Source organism: Streptomyces sp. NPDC045022, assembly GCF_056432605.1.
In genome coordinates this window covers 177,222-199,312 of record NZ_JBWKIR010000001.1, presented here as the reverse complement: position 1 = coordinate 199,312, position 22,091 = coordinate 177,222, and the positions used below count along the sequence as shown (strand labels likewise).

At 73.2% G+C, this 22,091-nt stretch carries 23 protein-coding genes; 10 read left to right on the top strand and 13 right to left on the bottom strand.

The genetic code is table 11. The features are described from left to right. Positions 1-13: 13 nt before the first annotated feature. From AC07C1_RS00975 to AC07C1_RS00965, 3 genes are all read right to left on the bottom strand, one after another. Entirely contained in the window at positions 14-634 is a 621-nt protein-coding gene (locus AC07C1_RS00975) for an NUDIX domain-containing protein (RefSeq protein ID WP_478936040.1), read from the bottom strand. Between the two features lie 136 nt (positions 635-770). Then, positions 771-2,009 carry an ROK family protein gene (locus AC07C1_RS00970; RefSeq protein WP_478936039.1) on the bottom strand — a complete coding sequence of 413 codons (1,239 nt, stop codon included), beginning with the start codon at positions 2,007-2,009 and terminating at the stop codon, positions 771-773. A 113-nt stretch (positions 2,010-2,122) separates the two neighbouring features. Further along, positions 2,123-2,773 carry an alpha-ketoglutarate-dependent dioxygenase AlkB family protein gene (locus AC07C1_RS00965; protein ID WP_478936038.1) on the bottom strand — a complete coding sequence of 217 codons (651 nt, stop codon included), beginning with the start codon at positions 2,771-2,773 and terminating at the stop codon, positions 2,123-2,125. A 79-nt stretch (positions 2,774-2,852) separates the two neighbouring features. Here AC07C1_RS00965 and AC07C1_RS00960 point away from each other — a divergent pair, with 79 nt between their 5' ends. Continuing rightward, the gene (locus tag AC07C1_RS00960) at positions 2,853-3,986 is read left to right on the top strand and encodes a methyltransferase (RefSeq protein WP_478936037.1); all 1,134 of its coding nucleotides are present in this window, start codon (positions 2,853-2,855) and stop codon (positions 3,984-3,986) included. A 272-nt stretch (positions 3,987-4,258) separates the two neighbouring features. Here the strand turns inward: AC07C1_RS00960 and AC07C1_RS00955 are convergent, their stop codons facing one another. Continuing rightward, complete coding sequence (locus AC07C1_RS00955; protein WP_478936035.1) at positions 4,259-5,119, bottom strand: ketose-bisphosphate aldolase; 861 nt, start codon at positions 5,117-5,119, stop codon at positions 4,259-4,261. Between the two features lie 34 nt (positions 5,120-5,153). Continuing rightward, positions 5,154-6,035 (bottom strand): SIS domain-containing protein, encoded by an 882-nt coding sequence (locus AC07C1_RS00950; protein ID WP_478936034.1) that lies wholly within the window; start codon positions 6,033-6,035, stop codon positions 5,154-5,156. Positions 6,036-6,204: 169 nt separating this feature from the next. On the opposite strand from AC07C1_RS00950, the gene AC07C1_RS00945 reads away from it, so the two are divergent. Next, positions 6,205-6,984, top strand: a complete 780-nt coding sequence (locus AC07C1_RS00945) for a DeoR/GlpR family DNA-binding transcription regulator (RefSeq protein ID WP_478936033.1) — start codon at positions 6,205-6,207, stop codon at positions 6,982-6,984. 12 nt (positions 6,985-6,996) lie between these two features. Here the strand turns inward: AC07C1_RS00945 and AC07C1_RS00940 are convergent, their stop codons facing one another. Continuing rightward, positions 6,997-7,392 carry a luciferase domain-containing protein gene (locus AC07C1_RS00940; protein WP_478936032.1) on the bottom strand — a complete coding sequence of 132 codons (396 nt, stop codon included), beginning with the start codon at positions 7,390-7,392 and terminating at the stop codon, positions 6,997-6,999. Positions 7,393-7,998: 606 nt separating this feature from the next. Between AC07C1_RS00940 and AC07C1_RS00935 the strand changes: the two genes are divergently transcribed. Both AC07C1_RS00935 and AC07C1_RS00930 read left to right on the top strand, forming a co-directional pair. Continuing rightward, positions 7,999-9,168, top strand: coding sequence for an MFS transporter (locus AC07C1_RS00935; RefSeq protein WP_478936031.1), 1,170 nt, complete (start codon positions 7,999-8,001; stop codon positions 9,166-9,168). Positions 9,169-9,368: 200 nt separating this feature from the next. Then, positions 9,369-10,109, top strand: a complete 741-nt coding sequence (locus AC07C1_RS00930; protein WP_478936029.1) for a maleylpyruvate isomerase family mycothiol-dependent enzyme — start codon at positions 9,369-9,371, stop codon at positions 10,107-10,109. Positions 10,110-10,116: 7 nt separating this feature from the next. Here AC07C1_RS00930 and AC07C1_RS00925 read toward each other — a convergent pair whose 3' ends face one another. Further along, positions 10,117-10,515 carry a MarR family winged helix-turn-helix transcriptional regulator gene (locus tag AC07C1_RS00925; RefSeq protein ID WP_478936027.1) on the bottom strand — a complete coding sequence of 133 codons (399 nt, stop codon included), beginning with the start codon at positions 10,513-10,515 and terminating at the stop codon, positions 10,117-10,119. A gap of 85 nt (positions 10,516-10,600) precedes the next feature. Between AC07C1_RS00925 and AC07C1_RS00920 the strand changes: the two genes are divergently transcribed. Continuing rightward, on the top strand, positions 10,601-12,091 hold the full coding sequence (locus tag AC07C1_RS00920; protein ID WP_478936026.1) for an MFS transporter: 1,491 nt from the start codon (positions 10,601-10,603) through the stop codon (positions 12,089-12,091). Positions 12,092-12,218: 127 nt separating this feature from the next. Here the strand turns inward: AC07C1_RS00920 and AC07C1_RS00915 are convergent, their stop codons facing one another. The 3 genes from AC07C1_RS00915 to AC07C1_RS00905 form a co-directional block, all read right to left on the bottom strand. Next, on the bottom strand, positions 12,219-12,884 hold the full coding sequence (locus tag AC07C1_RS00915) for a response regulator transcription factor (RefSeq protein ID WP_478936024.1): 666 nt from the start codon (positions 12,882-12,884) through the stop codon (positions 12,219-12,221). Beyond that, positions 12,881-14,260 carry a sensor histidine kinase gene (locus tag AC07C1_RS00910; RefSeq protein ID WP_478936023.1) on the bottom strand — a complete coding sequence of 460 codons (1,380 nt, stop codon included), beginning with the start codon at positions 14,258-14,260 and terminating at the stop codon, positions 12,881-12,883. Before AC07C1_RS00910 ends, AC07C1_RS00915 begins: the two co-directional genes overlap by 4 nt. Before the next feature lie 73 nt (positions 14,261-14,333). Next, entirely contained in the window at positions 14,334-15,026 is a 693-nt protein-coding gene (locus AC07C1_RS00905) for a TetR/AcrR family transcriptional regulator (protein WP_478936022.1), read from the bottom strand. A 145-nt stretch (positions 15,027-15,171) separates the two neighbouring features. Here AC07C1_RS00905 and AC07C1_RS00900 point away from each other — a divergent pair, with 145 nt between their 5' ends. Then, positions 15,172-15,627, top strand: a complete 456-nt coding sequence (locus tag AC07C1_RS00900) for a nitroreductase family deazaflavin-dependent oxidoreductase (protein WP_478936021.1) — start codon at positions 15,172-15,174, stop codon at positions 15,625-15,627. Here the strand turns inward: AC07C1_RS00900 and AC07C1_RS00895 are convergent. Further along, positions 15,617-16,858, bottom strand: a complete 1,242-nt coding sequence (locus AC07C1_RS00895; RefSeq protein WP_478936020.1) for a geranylgeranyl reductase family protein — start codon at positions 16,856-16,858, stop codon at positions 15,617-15,619. The genes AC07C1_RS00900 and AC07C1_RS00895 overlap by 11 nt on opposite strands. A gap of 131 nt (positions 16,859-16,989) precedes the next feature. Here AC07C1_RS00895 and AC07C1_RS00890 point away from each other — a divergent pair, with 131 nt between their 5' ends. Continuing rightward, a complete protein-coding gene (locus AC07C1_RS00890; protein ID WP_478936019.1) occupies positions 16,990-18,345 on the top strand; it encodes a M20/M25/M40 family metallo-hydrolase in 1,356 nt (451 codons plus the stop codon). A 61-nt stretch (positions 18,346-18,406) separates the two neighbouring features. Next, positions 18,407-19,111 carry an MBL fold metallo-hydrolase gene (locus AC07C1_RS00885; protein WP_478936017.1) on the top strand — a complete coding sequence of 235 codons (705 nt, stop codon included), beginning with the start codon at positions 18,407-18,409 and terminating at the stop codon, positions 19,109-19,111. A 30-nt stretch (positions 19,112-19,141) separates the two neighbouring features. On the opposite strand, the gene AC07C1_RS00880 is transcribed toward AC07C1_RS00885, so the two are convergent. Next, positions 19,142-20,185 (bottom strand): NUDIX domain-containing protein, encoded by a 1,044-nt coding sequence (locus AC07C1_RS00880; protein ID WP_478936016.1) that lies wholly within the window; start codon positions 20,183-20,185, stop codon positions 19,142-19,144. Between the two features lie 142 nt (positions 20,186-20,327). Further along, positions 20,328-20,519 (bottom strand): hypothetical protein, encoded by a 192-nt coding sequence (locus AC07C1_RS00875; RefSeq protein ID WP_478936014.1) that lies wholly within the window; start codon positions 20,517-20,519, stop codon positions 20,328-20,330. A gap of 196 nt (positions 20,520-20,715) precedes the next feature. Between AC07C1_RS00875 and AC07C1_RS00870 the strand changes: the two genes are divergently transcribed. Then, positions 20,716-21,069: a hypothetical protein gene (locus tag AC07C1_RS00870; RefSeq protein WP_478936013.1), complete on the top strand. Its 354-nt coding sequence runs from the start codon at positions 20,716-20,718 to the stop codon at positions 21,067-21,069. After that, positions 20,951-21,832, top strand: coding sequence for a maleylpyruvate isomerase family mycothiol-dependent enzyme (locus tag AC07C1_RS00865; protein ID WP_478936560.1), 882 nt, complete (start codon positions 20,951-20,953; stop codon positions 21,830-21,832). The genes AC07C1_RS00870 and AC07C1_RS00865 overlap by 119 nt, the downstream gene beginning before the upstream one ends. Positions 21,833-22,091: the final 259 nt, after the last annotated feature.

Sequence of the window (22,091 nt, the reverse complement as noted above, 5' to 3'; positions counted from 1 at the left end):
AGGGTGTGACGCCTCAGGTTCCGGTATGACGGCTTACGACCGGTCGCAGATAGTCGACGTGCGGCCCTTCGAGAGCGGCCAGGCCGGCGGATGAGCGGATCAGCTCGATGCGGTCGAACTCCGGGTCGGCGCCGCGTGCGTTCTCCGCATCCACCAGCGCCGCGTACCGGTCTCCCGGTTCCGGCGCGGGGCGCGGCGGGGCGGCGAAGAAGACGCCGACGTTGCCTCGCGCGCCGCGGGTGGTCAGCCAGAGGGTGAGGGCGGTTGCGGGGGTGTCGGAGCCGGTCTCCTCGGCCAGTTCGCGGGCCGCGTGCGCCCGCAGGTCGGCCAGGTCCAACTCCCGCTCCCGTTGCGGCGGTTCGACGGTGCCGCCAGGCAGTTGCCAGCGGCCCGGAGCCGCGGTCGCGGGTGCCATCCGGCCGATCGGCAGACGCCCGTCGTCAGTGGGCTGGAGCACGGAGACGAACAGGGAGGAGCACACGGGTGCCCCGGGCACCTGGCGCAGCGCCCGGTACCGGTAGGTGGCCCGCGCCCAGGACAGGAGCAGACCGTCGTGTCCGTCCCGCTCCAGTCCGGTCAGCGCCGCCACCGGGCCGTCGAACAGCGCCGGGTTGGCCCGTACGCCTTCTCCCACACGCGGTCCATCGCCGAGCGGTGCCGCGACGACAGCTTCGGTGCGGCCGTCTCCACGAGCCGGATGCGTGTGGCGGGCAGGAATTCCACCTCGGACGCCTCGGGAACCGGAGAACCCGGAGAGCCCTCGGTATCCGTCACCGCAGGGCCCCCAGTGGGTCGTCCAGTACCGGCTGCCAGGCCAACTCCGCCGCCCCGACCAGGCTGTTGTGGTCCAGGGTGCAGGGCAGGATCGGTACGCCACCGCTCTGCCCCCACAGGCTGCGGTCGGCGACGACGGCCCGCAGCCGGCCGGGGTCGGCGTCCAGGAGGGCGCGGTGCAGCCCGCCGAGGATGATGCGGTCGGGGTTGAGGATGTTGACCAGCCCGGCCAGTCCGAGTCCCAGGCGGTCGATCAGGGCCTCGGCGGCTGTGCGCACGGACGCGTCGGCGTACTGGGTGCGCAGCAGGTCGTTGGCCTGCTGGAGCAGGGACACCTCGGGACCCGGCGCACGGCCCGCCTCGACCAGCAGGGCGAGCGGGTCGGCCTCGACGTCCAGGCAGCCACGGCTGCCGCAGTGGCAGGGGCGCCCCTCCGGGTTCACGGTGAGATGGCCGACCTCCAGGGCGAGGCCCGAACTCCCGGTGTGCAGGCGGCCGTCCAGGACCAGGGCGCCGCCGACACCCCGGTGTCCGGTGGCCACGCACAGCAGGTCCCGGGCGCCCCGGCCGGCACCGTGCCGGTGTTCGGCGAGCGCGGCGAGGTTGACGTCGTTGGCCGCGAACGCGGGACCGGTGATGCCCGCGGCGCGCACGCACTCCGCGAAGATCCGCCGGACGGGGGCGCCGACGGGCCAGGCCAGGTGCAGGGGGTTCAGGGCCAGGCCGTCCGGTTCGGCGACGGCCGACGGTACGGCGAGCCCGGCGCCGACGCAGCGTCGGCCGGTGGTGCGCAGGAGTTCGGCCCCCGCCTCGACGACCGAACCCAGCACCTTCGCCGGGTCGGCGTCGACGGTCTCGCAGCCCGGTGCCGTCGCCACGATCCGCCCGCCGAGGCCGACCAGCGCGGCCCGGAAACCGTCGGCGTGGACCTGTGCCGCCAGGGCGACCGGCCCGTCCTCGGCGATCTCCAGCCGGTGGGAGGGGCGGCCCTGCGAGCCGGCCGCCACGGCCGGCCGGGCGTCCACCCGGATCAGGCCCAGCGCCTCCAACTCGGCGGCCACCGCGCCGGCGGTGGCGCGGGTGACGCCGAGTTCGGCGGTGAGCACGGCCCGGGTCGGCGCCCGCCCGGTGTGCACCAGCTCCAGCGCGGGACCGAGCGCGCCCCGCCCCCGGTCCAGTCGCGCCCTGGAGGTGGTCCTCTCCCCCGCAGTCCGGGGATCCGCCTTGCCGCTCATGAGGGTGAGTCTCCCATGATCCGCACCCGTGGTGACCGGCGCCGCCGGGCCCGGCCGCTCACCCGTGGCGGCCGGCACGGCCCACTCATACCCGTGGCGGCCGGTGCGGTCGGCTACCGGCCGCTCACCCGCAGGGTGATGTTCAGTCGCCCGGCGAGGTTCAGCCAGGGCGGGGCCGTGCCCGGGTGCACGCGCGGGACGCCGTGGTAGGCGAGCCGGGAGGGCCCCCCGAAGACGAACAGGTCCCCGCTGCGCAGTTCCACGTCGGTGTAGGGCTTCGCGCGCGTCTCGGTGTTGCCGAAGCGGAACACACACGTGTCGCCGAGGCTCAGCGAGACCACCGGCGCGTCCGCCTGCTCGTCGCTGTCGCGGTGCATGCCCATGCGGGCGTCGCCGCCGTAGAAGTTGATCAGCGCGATGTCGTACGCCCCGGCGCTGACGATGTCCTGGCCGAGTGCGTCGGCCACCGCGCGGCGGCCCAGCTCGTCGAGCCAGGCCGGGAACGGCTTCACGGGCGCTCCGTCGCCGTCCACGGCCGTGCGGGCGTAAGCGTACGGGTACCAGTGCCAGCCCAGACAGACCTGGCGCGCGGTCATCGTGCCGTTGCCCGGGGTGCGGACCGTGCGCAGGCCGGCCGGGGGCCGCGCCCACTCCCGGCAGGCGGCGAGCAGCTCGCGCTGCCGTTCCGGGTCCAGCCAGTCCGGGACGTGCACGGCGCCCGGCGCGACCTCCGCGCGCTCCCTGGGAAACAGCTCCACGTCCACGCGCTCCATCCTGCCGCATGCCCACCCCACCGCCCCTGATCTGCGGCTCCGCTAGCCTGGACGCACGATGAGCGACCGTATGACGACACCGTGGGGCGAGGTCGAGCTGACCCGCTTCCCCGAGGATCCGCGCGACCGGCTGCGTGCCTGGGACGCCTCCGACGCGTATCTGCTGCGTCACCTGGCCGAGCAGCGGGTGCCGCTCACCGGGACGGTCGTGGTGGTCGGGGACCGCTGGGGCGCACTGGTCACGGCGCTGGCGGAACACGGGCCGACGCAGATCACCGACTCCTTCCTCAGCCAGGAGGCGACCCGGGTCAACCTGGCGCGGGCCGGCGTCGAGCCCGGTGCGGTGCGGCTCCTCACCACGCAGGATCCGCCGCCGGAGCGCGTGGACGTGCTGCTGGTGCGGGTGCCGAAGAGCCTGGCTCTGCTGGAGGACCAGTTGCTGCGGCTGGCGCCCGTCGTCCATGCCGGCACGGTCGTCGTCGGCACCGGGATGGTGAAGGAGATCCACACCTCCACGCTCCGGCTGTTCGAGCGGATCCTCGGCCCGACCCGGACCTCGCCGGCCCAGCAGAAGGCACGGCTGATCTTCTGCGCCCCGGACCGGGCGCCGGCGCGGCCCGCCAACCCGTGGCCGTACAGCTACGCCCTCCCGGAGGACGTGGGCGCGGTGTCGGGGCGCACGGTCGTCAATCACGCGGGCGTCTTCTGCGCCGACCGGCTCGACATCGGCACCCGCTTCTTCCTCCAGCACCTGCCCGGTCCCGGCGCGGGCCGCGTGGTGGACCTCGGGTGCGGCAACGGCGTGGTCGGTACGGCGGTGGCGCTGGCCGACCCGGCGGCCGAGGTGCTGTTCGTGGACGAGTCGTTCCAGGCGGTGGCCTCGGCGGAGGCGACGTACAAGGCGAACGGGGTGCCCGGGCACGCCGAGTTCCGGGTCGGGGACGGGCTGGCCGGGGTGGCGCCCGGCAGTGTGGACCTGGTTCTGAACAACCCGCCGTTCCACTCCCACCAGGCGACGACCGACGCGACGGCCTGGCGGATGTTCACCGGGGCGAAGCGCGCGCTGCGGCCGGGCGGCGAGCTGTGGGTGATCGGCAACCGGCACCTCGGCTACCACATCAAGCTCAAGCGGCTGTTCGGGAACTGCCGGCTGATCGCGGGCGACCCGAAGTTCGTGGTGCTGAAGGCCGTCAGGAAGAGCTAGGGCCATTCGTTTGGATCATGCAGGGTCAACCGGGATGCGCGGGTGTGCGTCCAGGTGCTCGGGGCGGCAGCCGCAGCGGACGCCGTGCCGGGCGGTACGAGACTCGCCCGGCCCGGTCGCAGGATGCTCGGGGTGCCGTCGACGGCCGGTTCGGCGGCGTAGCCGTACCGGGGCGGCTGCCACAGTTCCGGGCGCCGGAAGTCGTCCGTACGGCGCCCGGCGCCGTGCACACCGACGCCTGCGGCCGGGGTGCGGGGTCGACCGGCGTGTGATCAGCCGGGAGTGCGGGAGAGGACACGGATGATCCGGGCCACTTCGCGGGCCATCGCCTCCCGGCCGACGCTGAGGTACTTACGGGAGTCGACGGCCTCCGGGTGCGCGGCGAGGAACTCGCGGATCGCCCCGGTCATGGCGACGTTGAGGGCGGTGCCGACGTTGATCTTGGCGATGCCGCCGACGACGGCCGAGACCAGTCCGTCGTCCGGCACACCGGAGGAACCGTGCAGGACGAGCGGGACGGCCAGCGCCGCGGACAGCCGCTTGAGCAGGCGGTGGTCCAGGGTGGCGGTGCGGGTGGTCATGGCGTGCACGCTGCCGATCGCGACGGCCAGGGCGTCGGCTCCCGTCCCGGCGACGAAGTCCCGGGCCTGAGCGGGGTCGGTGCGGGCGCCGGGCGCGTGCGCGTCCAGCGCGGACCGTCCGTCCTTGCCGCCGACCTGACCCAACTCGGCCTCGATCCAGAGGCCTTGGGCATGCGCCCAGTCGGCCGCGGCCCGGGTCGCGGCGAGGTTGTCGGCGTACGGCAGGCGGGCAGCGTCGTACATCACCGAGCTGAAGCCCGCGCCGGGCGCCTGGCGCAGCAGGTCGTCGCTCTGCACGTGGTCCAGGTGCAGGGCGACGGGCACGGCGGCGCGTTCGGCGGCCGCGACGGCTGCGCGGGCCAGCGGCAGCAGCCGGCCGTAGCGGAACTTGACGGCGTTCTCGCTGACTTGGAGGACGACGGGCGCGCCCGCCGACTCGGCGCCGGCGATGACGGCCTCGATGTGTTCCAGGGTGATGACGTTGAACGCGGCGACGGCCGAGCGGGCTTCGGCGGCGCGGGTGACCAGCTCGCCGGTTGACGCGAGAGGCACGTGAGGTGTCCTTCCGGGACGTGGGGCAGCGGGCTCAGGGGGCGAGGATCACCGAGCGGGTGAGGTGGCGCGGCCGGTCGGGGTCGAGGCCGCGGGAGGCGGCGACGGCGACGGCGAGCCGTTGGACGCGGACGAGTTCGGCGAGCGGGTCGAGCCCGCCCTCGATCCAGAACGCGCCGGTGGCACGGACCTGTTCGGCGAGCCCGTCGGGCGCCTCGCCGAGCATCCAGGTGGCCGTGCCCTCGGTGGTGACGCTGATCGGGCCGTGCCGGTACTCCATCGCCGGGTAGGCCTCGGTCCAGGACAGGGACGCTTCGCGCATCTTCAGCGCGGCCTCGTTGGCGAGTCCGACGGTCCAGCCGCGGCCCAGGAAGGTGACCTGGGTGCAGTCGACCAGCCCTTGGGGCAAAGGAGCGGAGAGGGCGGTGCGCGCGTCGGCGACGACGGTGCCGGCGTGCAGGCCGAGGTGGGCGCGCAGGAGGGTGAGGGCGGTGGTCGCGAACCGGGTCTGGACGACGGAGGTCTCGTCGGCGAACTCCAGGACGACGAGGTCGTCGGCGACCGTCATGACGGGGGTCTCGGGATCGGCGGTGACGGCCGTGGTGCGCGTACGACCCTTCAACGCATCGAGCAGCTCCAGCACTTCGGTGGTGGTGCCGGAGCGGGTGAGGGCGATCACCCGGTCGTACGACCGCCCGTGCGGGAACTCGGAGGCGGCGAACGCGTCGGTCTCGCCCTGCCCGGCGCCCTCACGCAGGGCGGCCACCGCCTGTGCCATGAAGTACGAGGTCCCGCACCCGACGACGGCGACCCGCTCCCCGTCTCCCGGCAGCGCGGCGCGGTGCCGCCCCGCCTCCTCGGCCGCTCGCATCCAGCACTGCGGCTGGCTGTTCAGCTCGTCCTCGACATGGGTCATGCCCACACCCTCCCGTTGCTGATTGTTCCTGCAAGATATAGCGGTCTTTCGAGCAGAATCAAGCATCTGGAGCCAAGGGTGGTGCGCTAGGGTCACGGAGAGACGCGGAGAACGATCGGAAAATGATCGAGGAGCGTTCGACAGACCGATCGGAGAACGGAGGCCGCGGATGTCCCGGGACGCCCGCTGGAAGGCGCTGCTGGAACTGCTCGTCGAGCGCGGCCGGCTGGACGTCGAGGACGCGGCCACCGAGCTGCGGGTGTCGGCGGCCACGATCCGCCGGGACTTCGACCAGCTCGCCGAACAGCAGATGCTGGTGCGCACCCGGGGCGGAGCGGTGGTGCACGGGGTGTCGTACGAACTCCCCCTGCGCTACAAGACGGCCCGCCGAGCCTCCGAGAAGCAGCGCATCGCCAAGGCGGTGGCCGGCCTCGTCGCACCGGGCGAGGCGGTGGGACTGACCGGCGGTACGACCACCACGGAGGTGGCCCGCGCGCTGGCCGTACGCGGCGACCTGTCGAGCGGCTCGCCGGCGCTGACCATCGTCACCAACGCGCTGAACATCGCCAACGAGCTTGCCGTGCGACCGCAGTTCAAGATCGTGGTGACGGGCGGGGTGGCGCGTCCGCAGTCGTACGAACTCATCGGCCCGCTCGCGGACGGGGTGCTCGGCCAGATCACACTGGATGTGGCGGTGCTGGGGGTGGTCGCCTTCGACGCCACGCACGGCGCGGCGGCGCACGACGAGGCGGAGGCCGCGATCAACCGGCTGCTGTGCGAGCGCGCCGAGCGGGTGGTGGTCGCCGCCGATTCCAGCAAGCTGGGCCAGCGGGCGTTCGCCCGGATCTGCGGGGCGGAGCTGGTGAACACGCTCGTGACGGACACGGCGGTGGGGCAGGAGACGGTGCGGCGGTTCGAGGACGCCGGCGTCCGGGTCCTCGCGGTGTGACGGCCGGCGGCCTCAGAACGCGCCGAGGTCGGCCTTCACGAACCCGGTGCCCCGCTGATCGTTGCAGCCGACCAGGGGGCGGTCGGCGGGGTCGGGCCAGCTCTGCTGGGCCTGAAGCGCCACGCTCACCAGGGTCAGCAGCAGGTCGACGTCGCTCGAGGCGTCGAGGCGCAGGGTCACCCACTGCGAGCCGGGCACGATCCTTATCGCCCCCGAGCCCTTGAGGTCCTTGGCGAACCGGCGGATGGCCCGGTCGGTCAGTCGCAGGTCGACATCCCGGTCCGAATGGAAGTGGGCGATCTCGCCCTCGGCCGAACTCACCGCCTCTCCCAGGCCGCAGCTCGGGACGGCCTGTCTCAGGTCCGGCCAGGTCGCCAGTTGCGCAAGCGCGCGCGAGGCCAACGTCATGGGCCCATCATGGCGCGCTCACCCGCCCGCAACCAGCTGGTGAGCAAGCATTAACCGACCTGTATCCGCGACGGGCACCCCGACCCACACACGGGTGCACCCTCCGAACAGGCAACCCAATGGTCCGGTTGCGTCACGAAGTCCAGCAGCGCGTCGGCATCGGTGGGCCTGAGCCGCATGAGCGATGCCGGGGACAGCGAACCGAGCAGAGGGCCGACGTGTTCGCCGAGCCAGTCATCCCTGCCGAGTGCGCGCGCCAGGCGGACCAAGCCGATGACCACGCCCGGGGATCGACGGGGCCGCGGAACAGCGGCCAAGGAGCGAAAGCCCCTGCTCCCACGCGGGGTTCGGCTCCCTGCCGCCGCTGCGCATGGCCAACTCCTCGGCGAGGTCGCCGAATCCGTCGCGCCCGTCCGCGAGGTTCTCCCCCGTCTCCACGAAGTCGAACGTGACCCGTCCAGCTGCTGACCGCGCTGCGCCCCAGGTGGTCCGGGGACGCGGCGTGGAGTCGCTCAGCTGGACACCGTCAAAGCGCTTGCTCCCCTCCCCGGCTCACCTTAGGCTGACTTTGTGCCGCTAATAAACAAAACCCCAACGCACAGCGTCGTGCCGGGCCAGGATCTTGCCGGGCTGCGGGCGGCGATCACCGCTTTCTTCGCGCTGGACGGGTTCATCTTCGCCGGATGGGTCGTGCGCATCCCCGACATCAAGCACCAGACGCATGCCTCCGCCGGTGCCCTGGGGCTCGCCCTGCTCGGGGTGTCCGCCGGCGCGGTCCTCACGATGACGCTGACCGGCCGGCTGTGCCGTCGCTACGGCAGTCATCCGGTGACCGTCGTATGCATGGTGGTGCTCGCCCTCAGCGTCGCACTGCCCCCGCTGACCCACTCGGCACCGGCGCTGGGCGCCGTTCTGCTGCTCTTCGGCGCCGCGTACGGAGGCGTGAACGTGGCCTTCAACAGCGCCGCCGTCGACCTGGTGGCCGCCCTGCGCAGGCCGATCATGCCGAGCTTCCACGCCGCCTTCAGCCTGGGCGGGATGATCGGCGCGGGTCTCGGCGGGCTGGTCGCCGGCACCCTCTCCCCCGTCCGTCATCTGCTCGGCCTCACGCTGATCGGGCTGCTCGTCGCGGCGGTCGCCGGGCGCACCCTGCTGCGGCACGAGCCTCCCGCACCGGCGGACCGTACGCCGTCGCCGCAAGCGGGGACGGCCGGCGGGACACGGCGGACCGGCACTCGTGGGCTGGTCGTCGTCTTCGGGCTGGTCGCGTTGTGCACCGCCTACGGCGAAGGCGCCATGGCCGACTGGGGCGCGCTCCACCTCCAGCAGGACCTGGCGGCGCCCTCGGGCACGGCGGCCGCCGGATACGCGTGTTTCGCGCTGGCCATGACCATCGGCCGGCTGACGGGCTCGGCGCTGCTGGCGCGCCTCGGCCGGGCACGTACCGTGATCGCCGGCGGCACCGTCGCGGCGGCCGGCATGCTGCTCGGTTCGCTCGCCCCGTCCGTGTGGGCGGCGTTGATCGGCTTCGCCGTCACCGGCCTCGGGCTGGCCAACCTCTTCCCGGTCGCCGTGGAGCGGGCCGGTGCCCTCGCCGGCCCGTCGGGCGTCGCCGTCGCCTCCACGCTGGGCTACGGCGGCATGCTCCTGGGGCCGCCCGCGATCGGCTTCATGGCCGACTGGTTCTCCCTGCCCGTGGCGCTCACCAGCGTCGCCGCACTGGCCGCCGTCGCCGCGGTCATCGGGGTGTCGACACGGCGGGCGATGGGCGGTTGACGCGGACTCCGGTGCGTCGAGTCCCACGGGCCCGGAGCGGGGTGCGAGGCGGCAGTCAGCGCGTGAACCGTACGAGCAGGTTCACGTGCCGCCACCGCCGCACGGCCCCGCGGCGTGGACGTGAACTCGCCGCCGCGGTACGGCACGCGGCCCCGGAAAATACTGTCCCTGGAGTGCGCCCCATCCGGCACACTCACCCCATGGAGACTGCCGAGTTCCTTCAGACCCTGGACCGGGAGGGCCGGTTGCTGGCCGCGGCCGCCGCGGCGGCGGGGCCCGACGCCAAGGTGCCCACCTGCCCGGAGTGGCAGGTGCGTGACCTGCTGCGGCACACCGGGGCGGTGCATCGCTGGGCCGCCGCGCTCGTCGCCGACGCCCACACCGCGCCCCTCCCCATCAGCGATCCGCCGGAGCTGGACGGCGCCGAGCTGGTGGCCTGGTACCGGGACAGCCACCGTCTGCTGGTCGACACCCTGTCCGGTGCGCCGGCCGACGTGCGGTGCTGGACCTTCCTGCCGGTGCCCAGCCCGTCGCCGCTGGCGTTCTGGGCCCGGCGGCAGGCGCACGAGACGACCGTGCACCGCTACGACGCGGAGGCGGCGCGCGGCGGTACGGCCTCGCCCATCGCGCCGGACTTCGCGGCGGACGGCATCGACGAGTTGCTGCGCGGCTTCCACGCCCGGCCCAGGAGCCGGGTGCGCACCGAGGAGCCGCGCGTGCTGCGGGTGCGGGCGGTGGACGCGGGGGCGGACGCGGTGTGGACGGTACGGCTCACCACCGAGCCGCCGGTGACCGTGCGGGGCGCGGCCGGCGAGGCCGAGGCCGAACTGTCCGGACCCGCCGACCAGTTGTACCTGGCGCTGTGGAACCGGGCGCCGGTGCCGACCGTGACCGGGGATCGCTCTCTCGCCGACCTGTGGCGGGACGCGTCCGGTATCTGACGCCCGGTCAGTCGACCTCGTCCAGCATGCGGGCCAGCACCGCGCGCTGCACCGGCCGCACCTCGCCGTGCAGCGCGCGCCCCTTCGCCGTGAGCGCGACGCGCACCCCGCGCCGGTCCTCGGCGCACATGGCCCGCTCGACGAGGCCGTCCTTCTCCAGGCGGCCGACGAGCCGGGACAGCGCGCTCTGACTGAGGTGCACCCGGTCGGAGATCTCCTGCACGCGGTAGGCGCAGCCGCCGTCCGCCGCCGCACCCTCGGCCAGCAGGTCGAGGACCTCGAAGTCGCTGGCGCACAGGCCGTGTCCGTGCAGCGCCCGGTCCAGCTCGCACTGGGTGCGGGCGTGCAGTGCCAGGATGTCCCGCCACTGCTCCACGAGCGCCTGCTCGGCCTTCTTCGCCGCCATGAGCGCACCGTAGCAGAGGAACGAGTTTGTTGCATCGTAATTAAATGTGTTTGCATCGAATGCACATGCATGTAGTCTCCCCGGCATGACCTCTCCGCTCACCACCTCCGCGGCCCCGTCCCCGGCGGTTCGCTGGACCCCCCGGCTGTGGGGCACCCTGCTGGTGCTGTGCGCCGCGATGTTCCTGGACGCGCTGGACGTGTCGATGGTCGGCGTCGCGCTGCCGTCCATCGGCTCCGATCTCCACCTGTCCACATCGACGCTGCAATGGATCGTCAGCGGCTACATCCTGGGATACGGCGGTCTGCTCCTCCTTGGCGGCCGCACCGCCGACCTGCTCGGCCGGCGCCAGGTGTTCCTGGTGGCGCTCGGTGTGTTCGCGCTGGCCTCGCTGCTCGGCGGGCTGGTGGACTCCGGACCGCTGCTGATCGCCAGCCGCTTCATCAAGGGCCTGAGCGCGGCCTTCACCGCACCGGCCGGACTGTCGATCATCACCACGACGTTCCCCGAGGGCCCGCTGCGCAACCGCGCCCTCTCCATCTACACCACCTGCGCCGCCACCGGCTTCTCCATGGGCTTGGTGCTGTCCGGTCTGCTCACCGAGGCCAGCTGGCGCTTCACCATGCTGCTGCCCGCGCCGATCGCGCTGATCGCCCTCGTCGCCGGCCTGAAGCTGCTGCCCCGCAGCGCCCGCGAGGAGAACCACGACGGCTACGACATCCCCGGCGCCGTCCTCGGCACCGCGTCGATGCTGCTGCTGGTCTTCACTGTCGTCCAGGCGTCCGAGTCCGGCTGGACCTCCGCCCGTACCCTGCTGTCCTTCCTGGTCGTCGCCGCCCTGCTGACCGCCTTCGTCCTGGTCGAGCGGCGTTCGCCGAGCCCGCTGATCCGGCTGGGCGTGCTGCGCGCGGGCAGCCAGGTCCGTGCCCAGCTCGGGGCGGTCGCCTTCTTCGGCTCGTACGTCGGATTCCAGTTCCTGACCACCCTGTACATGCAGTCGCTGCTGGGCTGGTCGGCGCTGCACACGGCGCTCGCCTTCCTGCCCGCGGGCGCGCTGGTGGCGGTGTCCTCGACGAAGGTCGGCGCGATCGTCGACCGGTTCGGCACCCCCCGGCTGATCACGACCGGCTTCGCGTTCATGGTCCTCGGGTACGCGCTGTTCCTGCGCGTCGATCTCGACCCGGTGTACGCGGCCGTCGTCCTGCCGTCCATGCTGCTGATCGGCGCGGCCTGCGCGCTGGTCTTCCCCGCGCTCAACATCCAGGCCACCAATGGGGTCGAGGACCACGAGCAGGGCATGGTCTCCGGGCTGCTCAACACCTCGATACAGGTGGGCGGGGCCATCTTCCTGGCGGTGGTCACCGCTGTGGTCACCGCGGGCGCGCCCGCGCACGCCACCCCGCAGGCCGTCCTCGACAGCTACCGGCCGGGCTTCATCGTCGTCACGGGCATCGCCGTGGCCGGTCTGCTCATCAGCCTCACCGGTCTGCGCGGCCGTCGTCCCCAGCCGTCGGTCGTGGTCGCCAGGTCCACCGTGGCGGAGGTGGAAACGGAACGCGTGGCGGTCCCCGACTGAGCCGCCCCGGAAAGAGAGGGACCGTCTCCAGGCGTGCGCCCGGCGGGAGTCGGCCGCTCCGCCGGGCGCACCTCTACTCGACCCGACGCGGGCACGTACGGGCGGGTCACCCCGCCCGGCGGGCGGCTCAGCCCAGCCAGCCCGGCCGTACCAGCCCCGACTCATAGGCGAGGACGACGAGTTGGGCGCGGTCGCGGGCGCCCAGTTTCACCATCGTGCGGCTCACATGCGTCTTGGCCGTGAGCGGGCTGACCACCAGGCGCCGCGCGATCTCCTCGTTCGACAGGCCGATGCCGACCAGCGCCATCACCTCCCGCTCCCGCTCGGTGAGCCGGGAGAGCGCTCCGGCGGCCGCCGGCTCCTTGGAACGGGCCGCGAACTCGGCGATCAGACGGCGGGTGACGCCCGACGACAGCAGCGCGTCGCCCTCGGCCACCGCCCCTACGGCGCGCACGAGTTCATCCGGCTCGGTGTCCTTCACCAGGAAGCCGGAGGCGCCCGCCCGGATGGCCTCGAAGACGTACTCGTCCAGCTCGAAGGTGGTGAGCATGATCACCTTCACGTCCTTCAGTGCCGCGTCCCCGGTGATGCGCCGGGTCGCGGCCAGGCCGTCCAGCAGGGGCATGCGGATGTCCATCAGGACGACGTCCGGCCGCAGTTCGCGCACCAGCCGCAGCGCCTCCTCCCCGTCGGCCGCCTCCCCGGCCACCTCGATGTCCGGCTGGGCGTCGAGCAGCGCCCTGAAACCGGCCCGTACCAGCGACTGGTCGTCGGCGAGCAGTACCCGGATCACTGGCCCTCCCCGAGGTGCGTCGGCAGTACGGCGAGCACCCGGAAGCCGCCGTCGGGGCGCGGGCCCGCCTCGATGGTGCCACCCAGCGCGGCGGCCCGCTCCCGCATACCGGCCAGCCCGTTCCCGCTGCCCCCGGCGGCCGCGCCGGTCGCGGGGCCGTCGTCGTCGATCCGCAGCCGCAGCGTGCCGCCGCCGTGGGCGAAGCGCACGCGCGCGTGCCGCGATCCGGAGTGCCGTACGACGTTGGTCAAGGCCTCCTGCACGATACGGAAGGCGGCCAGCTCGGCGCCGGGCGGCAGCCGCGGCGGCTCACCCTCGACCTCCACCGTGAGGCCCGCGGCCGCCGCCTGTTCCACCAGCTCGGGAAGCCGGCCGAGGCCGGGGGCGGGGGCCCGCGGCGCGGCGCCGGGTGCGCGCAGGGTGTCGAGGACCTGGCGCACCTCCCCGAGCGCCTCCTTGCCGGCGGCCTTGATGGTGGTGAGCGCGGCCCGCGCCTTCTCGGGGTCGCTGTCGAGGAGCACGAGGCCCATGCCCGCCTGGACGTTGATGACGGAGATGCTGTGCGCGAGGACGTCGTGCAGCTCGCGGGCGATCCGCAGCCGTTCCTCGTCGGCGCGCCGCTCGGCCGCCCGGGCGCGGTCCGCGCGCTCCCGCGCCCACTGCTCGCGCCGTACCCGGGCCAGTTCGGCGATGGCGAGGATGGCCAGCACCCAGGTGGCGATGACGATCTCCTGGGTGAGGCCCGCGCTCTCGTCGCCCGCGGGCGGGAGCCGGCGGTAGAGCCAGAGCGCGACGAGGGCGTGGCCGGCCCACAGCAGACCGATGGCCGCCCAGGCACCCCGCCGGTGCCCGGCGGCGACCGCGCTGAAGCAGGCGAGTGCGACCGTGAGGAGGACCGGGCCGTACGGGTAGCCCAGGGCCAGGTAGAGGAGAGTCGCCGTCGCCGTGCCGAAGGCCACGGGCACCGGACGGCGGTGCCGCCACAGCAGCAGGACCGAGGCGACCAGCAGCAGCGCGCGCCCGTAACCGTCGAGCTGCACGCGGTGGTGCTGTGCGTGCGCGGCGAAGTTGGTGCCGACCAGCACGAACGCGGTGAGGAGCAGGGTCGAGCGCCAGGGCATCCGGGCGCGCTGCGCCTCGGGGTGGTGCGGGCGGTGCCTCCACGGGTGCGCCTGGGGAGGGTCCTGGGGAGGGTCGGGGCGGTTCCACCAGGAGTGCGCCTGGGGACGGCCCAGGCCGTTCTTCCACGGGTGCGCGTCGAGATGGTCCGGGCGCCACGGTTGCGCCTCGGGGTCGTCCCGGCGGTTCCACCGCGGAGACCCGTGCCGCCACCAGTGCGAGGTACCGCCCCCGCGCTCCTCTTCCATGCACGCCACGCTAGACGCCGCCGGTGCGCGAGGGCGTCAGCCGGGCGGGGTGATCACCGGTACTCCCCGCGGAGTACGCGGCTCAGGGCCGCCCCAGACCCACACCGCGCGCCAGCGGGGCGACCGCGTGCCGGAAGAACGTCTCGCGGTCCTCCACCACCCGGTTGAACTGCCCGAACAACTCGAAGCCGATCAGCCCGAACAGCTGCGCCCAGGCCGCCACCAGCGACGCCACGACCTCGGGCGGCAGGTCGGGCGCCAGGTCCGCGGCCATCCGCTCGGCCTCCGGGCGAAGATCGGCGGGCGGCGGCGGGGTGGTGAGGCCGGGGCCCTGGTGGGCGTCGCGGACGATGCCGATGAGGACCAGGCCGACGCGGGACGCGGCCGGGACGGTGGTCTCGGGGGCGAAGTAGCCGGGCACGGGCGAGCCGTAGATCAGCGCGTACTCGTGCGGGTGGGCGAGCGCCCAGCCGCGCACCGCCTCGCACACGGTCGTCCAGCGCTCCATGGGTGCGGTGCCGGACGCCGCGTCCCGCGCCTGCTCCGCCGCCTCGCCGAGGGAGTCGTAGGCGTCGATGATCAGCGCGGTCAGCAGCTCGTCACGGCTGGGGAAATAGCGGTACACCGCCGAGGAGACCATGCCCAGCTCGCGGGCGACGGCCCGCAGCGAGAGCTTGGCCGCACCCTCGGCCGCCAGCTGTCTGCGGGCGGCGTCCTTGATGGCCGCGGTGACTTCGGCCCTGGCCCGTGCGCGGGCGCCCTGTGCGGTGCTCATGCCAGCAGTGTGCCACGGAGGAGAGCAGTGCACACATATGTGAGCGGCGCCCAAAAAAGAGAGCACTGCTCTTGCTTCGAAGCGCCCGTCTGCGCCACACTGGAGTCGACCGAGAGCACCGCTCTCCCAAACCGTGGGGGTCACCATGTCGTCGTCTTCTCCGTACTACCTCGAGGGCAGCCCGCTGAACGTCCGCCTGAACAGCGTGATCGGCTGGCTCGCCCGGCGCGGGCTCAGCCTCGCGGGCACCGCCGAGATGTCCGTGCCCGGCCGGAAGAGCGGCAAGATGCAGCGCGTCCCGGTCAACCCGCACAGCTACGACGGCGGTCAGTACCTGGTCTCGGCGCGCGGCCACTCCCAGTGGGTGCGGAACATGCGCGCCGCCGGCGGCGGCGAACTGCGCGTCGGCCGCAAGGTGCGCGCCTTCACCGCGGTGGAGCTTCCCGACGCCGAGAAGCTCCCGGTCCTGCGGACCTACCTGGAGAAGTGGGGCTGGGAGGTCAACCAGTACTTCGACGGGGTGACCGCCCGGTCCTCCGACGAGGAGATCATCGGCTGCGCCCCCGACCATCCCGTCTTCCGGATCACCGTCACGAACTGACGGGCTCCTCCACCGGGGCGGCCGGCCCGCGGTCCAGTGCGGTCAGGGCGCGCTGGGCGAGCGGGTGGGCGCGCACCATCTCACCCAGCGAGGTCGAGCCCTGCGTGATGCCCTTGAACGCCTTCCACGCCGGACGGAAGCCGGTGAGGGCCGCGTGGAAGAACCCGGGACGCTTCTCGAACACGGCCAGCAGCCGCTTGCCGACGCTCATCTCGACGCCGAGCCCCGCCTTGATCGCGAACGCGTAGTTCAGGGCCTGACGCCGGGTGTCGACGGCGTCATGGGCCTCGGCGATCCGGACCGCCCACTCCCCCGCGAGCCGGCCCGAGCGCAGCGCGAAGGAGATGCCCTCACGGGTCCACGGCTCGAGCAGGCCGGCCGCGTCACCGCAGACCAGCACCCGGCCGCGGGAGAGCGGCGAGTCATCCGCCCGGCAGCGGGTCAAGTGGCCCGAGGAGATGGCCGGTTCGAAGCCGGACAGGCCGAGGCGGGCGATGAAGTCCTCCAAGTACCGCTTGGTGGCGGCGCCTTCACCACGCGCGGAGATCACGCCGACCGTCAGCGTGTCCCCCTTCGGGAACACCCAGCCGTAACTGCCGGGCATCGGGCCCCAGTCGATCAGGACCCGTTCCTTCCAGTCCGTGGCGACCGGCTCCGGCACCGGGATCTCCGCCTCCAGACCGAGGTCCACCTGGTCCAGCTTCACACCGACGTGTGCTCCTATGCGGCTGGCGCTGCCGTCGGCGCCGACGACCGCGCGGGCCAGCACCGTCTCCCCGCCCTGCAGGACGACCGCGACCGTGCGCCGGTCCGGCACCGCCGAGCCGTGCTGCTCGACCCGCTGCACCGTGACGCCCGTGCGCAGCTCGGCGCCCGCCTTCTGGGCGTGCTCGACCAGCTGCTGGTCGAACTCGGGCCGGTTGATCAGCCCGAACAGCATCTGTTTCGAGCGGCGGGTGCGGGTGAAGCGGCCGTTGTTCGAGAAGGTGATCGCGTGCACCCGGTCCCGGAACGGCAGCTCGAAGCCGGGCGGCAGCGCGTCACGCGAGGGTCCGATGATGCCACCGCCGCAGGTTTTGTAGCGCGGCAACTCGGCCTTCTCCAGCAACAGCACGCGCCGCCCCGCCACCGCCGCGGCGTAGGCGGCCGAGGCCCCCGCGGGTCCCGCGCCCACCACGACGATGTCCCACACCCGCTGCACGTCGTCCGCCGAAGAATACTCGCCGCTCACGATGGTCTACCGCTCCGATCAAGCCGCTGCCGTAGTGTCCCTCGCATCCTACGGCGGCCGTCGTCGCAGGCCACTGTGGGAGGATCGGGCTACTCACCCCGTTCAACGTCGCACCCACGAGGAGCGTGCCCATGTCGTCGAATCCGGTCGCCGAGACCGTCGCCTCGCTGCTGCCCCGGGCCAAGGCGGAGCTGACCGAGCTGGTCGCCTTCAAGTCGGTGGCGGACTTCGCGCAGTTCCCGAAGAGCGAGAGCGAGGCCGCAGCGAGCTGGATCGCCGACGCGCTGCGCGCCGAGGGGTTCGCCGACGTCGCCCTGCTGGACACTCCGGACGGCACGCAGTCGGTGTACGGCTACCTGCCTGGCCCCGAGGGCGCGAAAACGGTTCTGCTCTACGCGCACTACGACGTGCAGCCGCCGCTGGACGAGGCCGGCTGGACCAGCCCGCCGTTCGAGCTGACCGAGCGCGACGGCCGCTGGTACGGCCGCGGGAGCGCCGACTGCAAGGGCGGCCTGATCCTGCACCTGCTCGCGCTGCGCGCCCTGAAGGCGAACGGCGGCGTCCCGGTGCACGTGAAGGTGATCGTGGAGGGCTCGGAGGAGCAGGGCACGGGCGGCCTGGAGCGGTACGCCGAGGAGCACCCCGAGCTGCTTCGGGCGGACACCATCGTCATCGGCGACGCGGGCAACTTCCGCGTCGGCCTGCCGACGGTCACCACCACCCTGCGTGGCATGACCCTGGTCCGGGTGCAGATCGACACCCTGGCCGGCAACCTTCACTCGGGCCAGTTCGGCGGCGCCGCCCCGGACGCCCTCGCCGCGCTGATCCAGATCCTCGGCTCGCTGCGCGCCGAGGACGGCTCGACCACGGTCGACGGGCTGGACGCCACGGCGACGTGGGACGGCCTGGAGTACACCGAGGAGCAGTTCCGTACGGACGCGAGGGTGCTGGACGGCGTCGAGCTGATCGGTGACGGCTCGGTCGCCGACCGGATCTGGGCCCGTCCGGCGGTCACCGTCCTCGGCATCGACTGCCCGCCGGTCGTCGGCGCCACTCCCTCCGTACAGTCCACCGCGCGCGCCCTGATCAGCCTGCGGGTGCCACCGGGCGTGGACGCGGCGCAGGCCACCAAGCTGCTCCAGGCGCACATCGAGGCCCACACCCCGTGGGGCGCCCGGGTCACCACCGAGCAGATCGGCCAGGGCCAGGCGTTCCGCGCCGACCCGTCCAGCCCGGCCTACCAGGCGATGGCCGACGCGATGGCGGTGGCCTACCCGGGCCAGACGATGCAGTACGCCGGTCAGGGCGGCTCCATCCCGCTGTGCAACACGCTCGCCGGCCTGTACCCGCAGGCGGAGATCCTGCTCATCGGCCTGAGCGAGCCGGAGGCGCAGATCCACGCGGTCAACGAGAGCGTCTCGCCCGAGGAGCTGGAGCGGCTGTCGGTCGCCGAGGCGCTCTTCCTGCGCAACTACGCGGCGGGCTGACGGTTCTGCCGACGGCAGAGGGTCCTCGCCTTCGGGCGGGGGCCCCGCCTACGGTCGGCGCATGGACGTCATCGAACTGCTCCCCCGCCTCCATCTCCTGCGCTTCCCGGTCGGCCAGGCCTATCTCTGGCGTGATGACGACGAGTTGACACTGATCGACGCGGGCGCGCTCGGCGCGGGCCGGACGATCGCACAGGCGGTCACGGCGCTGGGGCGCGGTCCGGAGGACGTACGGCGGATCGTGCTGACCCACTTCCACGAGGACCACGCGGGTGGAGCGGGCGAGTTCGCCGCGCTGAGCGGAGCGGAGGTGCTGGCGCACCAGCTGGACGCGCCGTTCGTCCGCGGCGAACTCCCGGGCCCGCCGCCCCGGTTCGAGGAGTGGGAGCTGCCGATCCACGCACAGGCGGCCCAGCACCTGCCCGGTGGCACGCCGGTGCTTCCGGCCGCGGTCACCGGGCTGTCGGACGGTGACGTGCTGGACTTCGGCGGCGGCGCCCGGGTGCTCCACGTCCCCGGGCACACGGACGGCAGCATCGCGCTGTTCCTGCCCGACGAGGGCGTGCTGTTCACCGGGGACACGGTGGCGGCCTCACCGGTCGACGGATCGGTGCTTCCGGGGGTGTTCAACCTCGACCGCCCCCGGCTCATCACCTCTCTGGGCCGGCTGGCGGACCTCGACGCGGAAGTGGCCTGCTTCGGACACGGCGACCCGGTGGTGGGAAGCGCCGCCGCCGCTCTGCGCAGGGCAGCGGCCACGTCCTGATCGTGACCGAGGGCTCGCCCCGATAAAGGGTCAGCCGAGCGGCACACCGGCCTCCAGATAGAGGGCGGTCCCCCGCTCGCGGGCTCGCAGGGCCCAGCGGAGCCGCTCGTAGCGGACCGGCGGGAGCATCTCGGCGGCCTCCTGCTCGCTGGCGAAGCGCCAGGCCCGCAGCTCCGTCCCCGGCAGCAGCACCCGGGACGCCGCGCCGGGCCCCAGCCGGCCGCCGTCGAACAGCAGCCGCAGCCCGCCGTAGCCGGGCGGCGCGGGCCGCTCCCAGTCCACGACGAGCAGCCGGGGCACCTCCCGCAGCTGTATCCCGGTCTCCTCGGCGACCTCGCGCATGCCGGCCCGCGCCGGGGCCTCACCACGCTCCACCACACCGCCGGGGAACTCCCAGCCGGGCTTGTAGGTGGGGTCCACGAGCAGCACCCTGTCCTGCTCGTCGAAGAGCAGCACCCCGGCGGCGAGCGTCTCGGCGGCCGGCTCGGGGGTCTGCACGATGTCGCAGACGGGTACGGCACCGCTGCCGACGGACTCGGCGATGTGCGCGGCGGTCTCGTACGGGGTGAGGGCGCTCGTGTCCACGAGGTGGGCGTCGGCGGTGAGCCAGGAGGCGAGGGCGGCCCGGTAGGGCTCGATGTGGTCGTACGACCACTGCCGCACCCGCAGCTCGCCGTCGGGGAGGTCCGGCGGGACCTCCCGGCCGGCTATGCGCGCGCGCAGGATCGTTTCGGCCGGGGCGAGCAGCAGGTGGTGCACGGCGATTCTGCGGGCGGCCAGGCCGCCGAAGATCTCGTCACGGTAATCCTGGCGGAGCAGGGTCATGGGCACCACGAGGGTGCCGCCCAGCTCGGCGAGCATCCCGGCCGCCGTGTCGACCACGAGCCGGCGCCAGATCGGCAGGTCCTGGAAGTCGCCGACCTCGGCGAGGCGTTTGGCCGGCAGCAGATGCGTGAGCGCCGCGCCGACGACCTCGGGATCGAAGAGCGTGCTGTTCGGGATCAGTTCGATCAGTTCCCGTGCGGTGGCGGTCTTCCCCGCACCGAACGCGCCGTTGATCCAGACGACGGTCACGGACTCCCCCTCTTCTGTTGGCCCCCTGTGGCTTGCCCGCTCCACCCTGCCACGGAAACCCCGCCCCGGTGAGGGCGCCCGTACGCCAGTGCCGGTGTCCCTGCGGCGGGGACACCGGCACTCACGCCGTACGCGGCCGGGTCTACTCCTGCCCGAGAGCGCTGTCGTCGACGGCGAGACTCTCGTGGCTGACGGGCTGGCCAGCCGTGTCGAGGGTGTCCGCCACCTTGACGTCGCCGAGGGACCCGGCGTCCGCGGCGTGGGGCGGGGTGATGGCGGCCACGACGAATCCGGTGGCGAGGGAGGCGATGGCGAGCATGCTGCGCTTCTTCATGTGCTGATCAACTGCGGAAGCGGCCGGGGGTCACGCGGATCCCCGCGCTTCCGCTCGGGACGGGCGAGGGCCGACCCGGGCCAGGGCCGGAAATACCGTGGCTCCGACGATCAAACCGCGGGTATCGTCCCGGAGTTCTGGATCGCCGCATCCGCCGTTCGGTGCCAACGCCGTAACCGCCCAGGAGGGCACAGTCATGACCGGCCCCCGCTCCACCACGACCCTCTGGCGCCCGACGGGCCCCGAGGAGCTGGAGCTGGTGCGCCGGCTCGAGTGGCGGGCGTGGCCGCCCCGGCTGCCGGAGCAGCCCATCTTCTACCCGGTCCTCAACGAGGACTACGCGATCCGGATCGCCCGGGACTGGAACGTCAAGCACGACGGCGCGGGCTTCGTGACCCGTTTCGAGGTCGACACGGAGTTCCTCGGCCGCTATCCGGTCCGGCAGGCGGGAGGACGGACGATCCTCGAACTGTGGGTCCCGGCGGAGGAGCTGGCGGAGTTCAACGCCCACATCGCCGGCCGGATCGAGGTCGTGCACGAGTTCCGGTGAGTCCCGGAGTGAGCATGAGCGGTTCCCTTGTGTCCGCACGGCCGGCGGCGACCTCGTCGGGGACTTCGTACGGTCGGGCGACCGGCTCGTCCGGGGCGCGGCCGGGCTGTCCGACGCCGAGCTGCGTGTCCCTTCCGGGCTGAAGTCGTGGACGCGTGCTCAGGTGCCGGCCCACGTCCCGCACGGTGCCGATGCCTATGTGTGGCTCCTGCGGCTCGCGCGTACCGGCCGTGAGCCCGGGCCGCGTGCGGACGCGGCGGCGTTGGCCGCGGCGCTCGGGCGGGACGCCGCGCTGCCCGCCGGCCGGCTGGTCGCCCGGCTTCGGGAGAGCCTCGACCGGTTCACGGCGGAGGCGCATGCGATGCCCGCCCCCGCCTGGGACCGCCTGGTCCCGGCGTTGGCCGGCTGGCGGCATCCGGCCTGGTACCTCCTGCTCCGCTGCCTGCGGGAGCTGGAGACACACCACCTGGACCTCGGTATCGGCCACGGCACCGAGCCGGACAGGTATGTCACCTGGGCGCTGGACGACACCCTCACCACGCTGCGGGCCCAGGGGTTCCCGCCGGCCTCGGTGGCGGCCATGGATCTCGGCCGGCACTGGACCCTGGCGCCCGACGGCCCCTCGATCGCCGGTGCCGGGCACCGGCTGCTCGGCTGGCTCGGCGGCAGGCTGCCGCCCGACGGAGTGACGCTGCCGGAGCCGGGCACCGGCTGCTCGGCTGGCTCGGCTGGCTCGGCGGCAGGCTGCCGGCCAACGGACTGACGACCGACCGCCCCGCACACCTGCTGCCGTCCCCACCGGCCTGGCCCCAGCCGCCGCTGCCGGGCTGGGGCCGGGTCGGCGACGAGGTCTGATTCACCCAAGCCGAACACATCCGAACGCCCGACCACACCGGCGCGGCGAAATGCCCCAGGCGTCAAGGGTTTTGACGAGACATCCACCAAACCGAACACGTCTCTTCCAACACAGTCCGACAGGTTCTACCGTGAACGCGCACCGATGACGCGTACATGTCGCCCAG

What these genes read in the sequence shown, in the direction of transcription:
- AC07C1_RS00905 (WP_478936022.1), bottom strand. Translation starts at nt 15,026, where the DNA reads ATGAGCACCGCACAGGGCGCCCGCGCACGGGCCAGGGCCGAAGTCACC.
- AC07C1_RS00950 (WP_478936034.1), bottom strand. Translation starts at nt 6,035, where the DNA reads ATGACCCATGTCGAGGACGAGCTGAACAGCCAGCCGCAGTGCTGGATG.
- AC07C1_RS00875 (WP_478936014.1), bottom strand. Translation starts at nt 20,519, where the DNA reads ATGAAGAAGCGCAGCATGCTCGCCATCGCCTCCCTCGCCACCGGATTC.
- AC07C1_RS00930 (WP_478936029.1), top strand. Translation starts at nt 9,369, where the DNA reads ATGGAGACTGCCGAGTTCCTTCAGACCCTGGACCGGGAGGGCCGGTTG.
- AC07C1_RS00960 (WP_478936037.1), top strand. Translation starts at nt 2,853, where the DNA reads ATGACGACACCGTGGGGCGAGGTCGAGCTGACCCGCTTCCCCGAGGAT.
- AC07C1_RS00885 (WP_478936017.1), top strand. Translation starts at nt 18,407, where the DNA reads ATGGACGTCATCGAACTGCTCCCCCGCCTCCATCTCCTGCGCTTCCCG.
- AC07C1_RS00940 (WP_478936032.1), bottom strand. Translation starts at nt 7,392, where the DNA reads ATGACGTTGGCCTCGCGCGCGCTTGCGCAACTGGCGACCTGGCCGGAC.
- AC07C1_RS00945 (WP_478936033.1), top strand. Translation starts at nt 6,205, where the DNA reads ATGTCCCGGGACGCCCGCTGGAAGGCGCTGCTGGAACTGCTCGTCGAG.
- AC07C1_RS00890 (WP_478936019.1), top strand. Translation starts at nt 16,990, where the DNA reads ATGTCGTCGAATCCGGTCGCCGAGACCGTCGCCTCGCTGCTGCCCCGG.
- AC07C1_RS00920 (WP_478936026.1), top strand. Translation starts at nt 10,601, where the DNA reads ATGACCTCTCCGCTCACCACCTCCGCGGCCCCGTCCCCGGCGGTTCGC.
- AC07C1_RS00900 (WP_478936021.1), top strand. Translation starts at nt 15,172, where the DNA reads ATGTCGTCGTCTTCTCCGTACTACCTCGAGGGCAGCCCGCTGAACGTC.
- AC07C1_RS00925 (WP_478936027.1), bottom strand. Translation starts at nt 10,515, where the DNA reads ATGGCGGCGAAGAAGGCCGAGCAGGCGCTCGTGGAGCAGTGGCGGGAC.
- AC07C1_RS00870 (WP_478936013.1), top strand. Translation starts at nt 20,716, where the DNA reads ATGACCGGCCCCCGCTCCACCACGACCCTCTGGCGCCCGACGGGCCCC.
- AC07C1_RS00970 (WP_478936039.1), bottom strand. Translation starts at nt 2,009, where the DNA reads ATGAGCGGCAAGGCGGATCCCCGGACTGCGGGGGAGAGGACCACCTCC.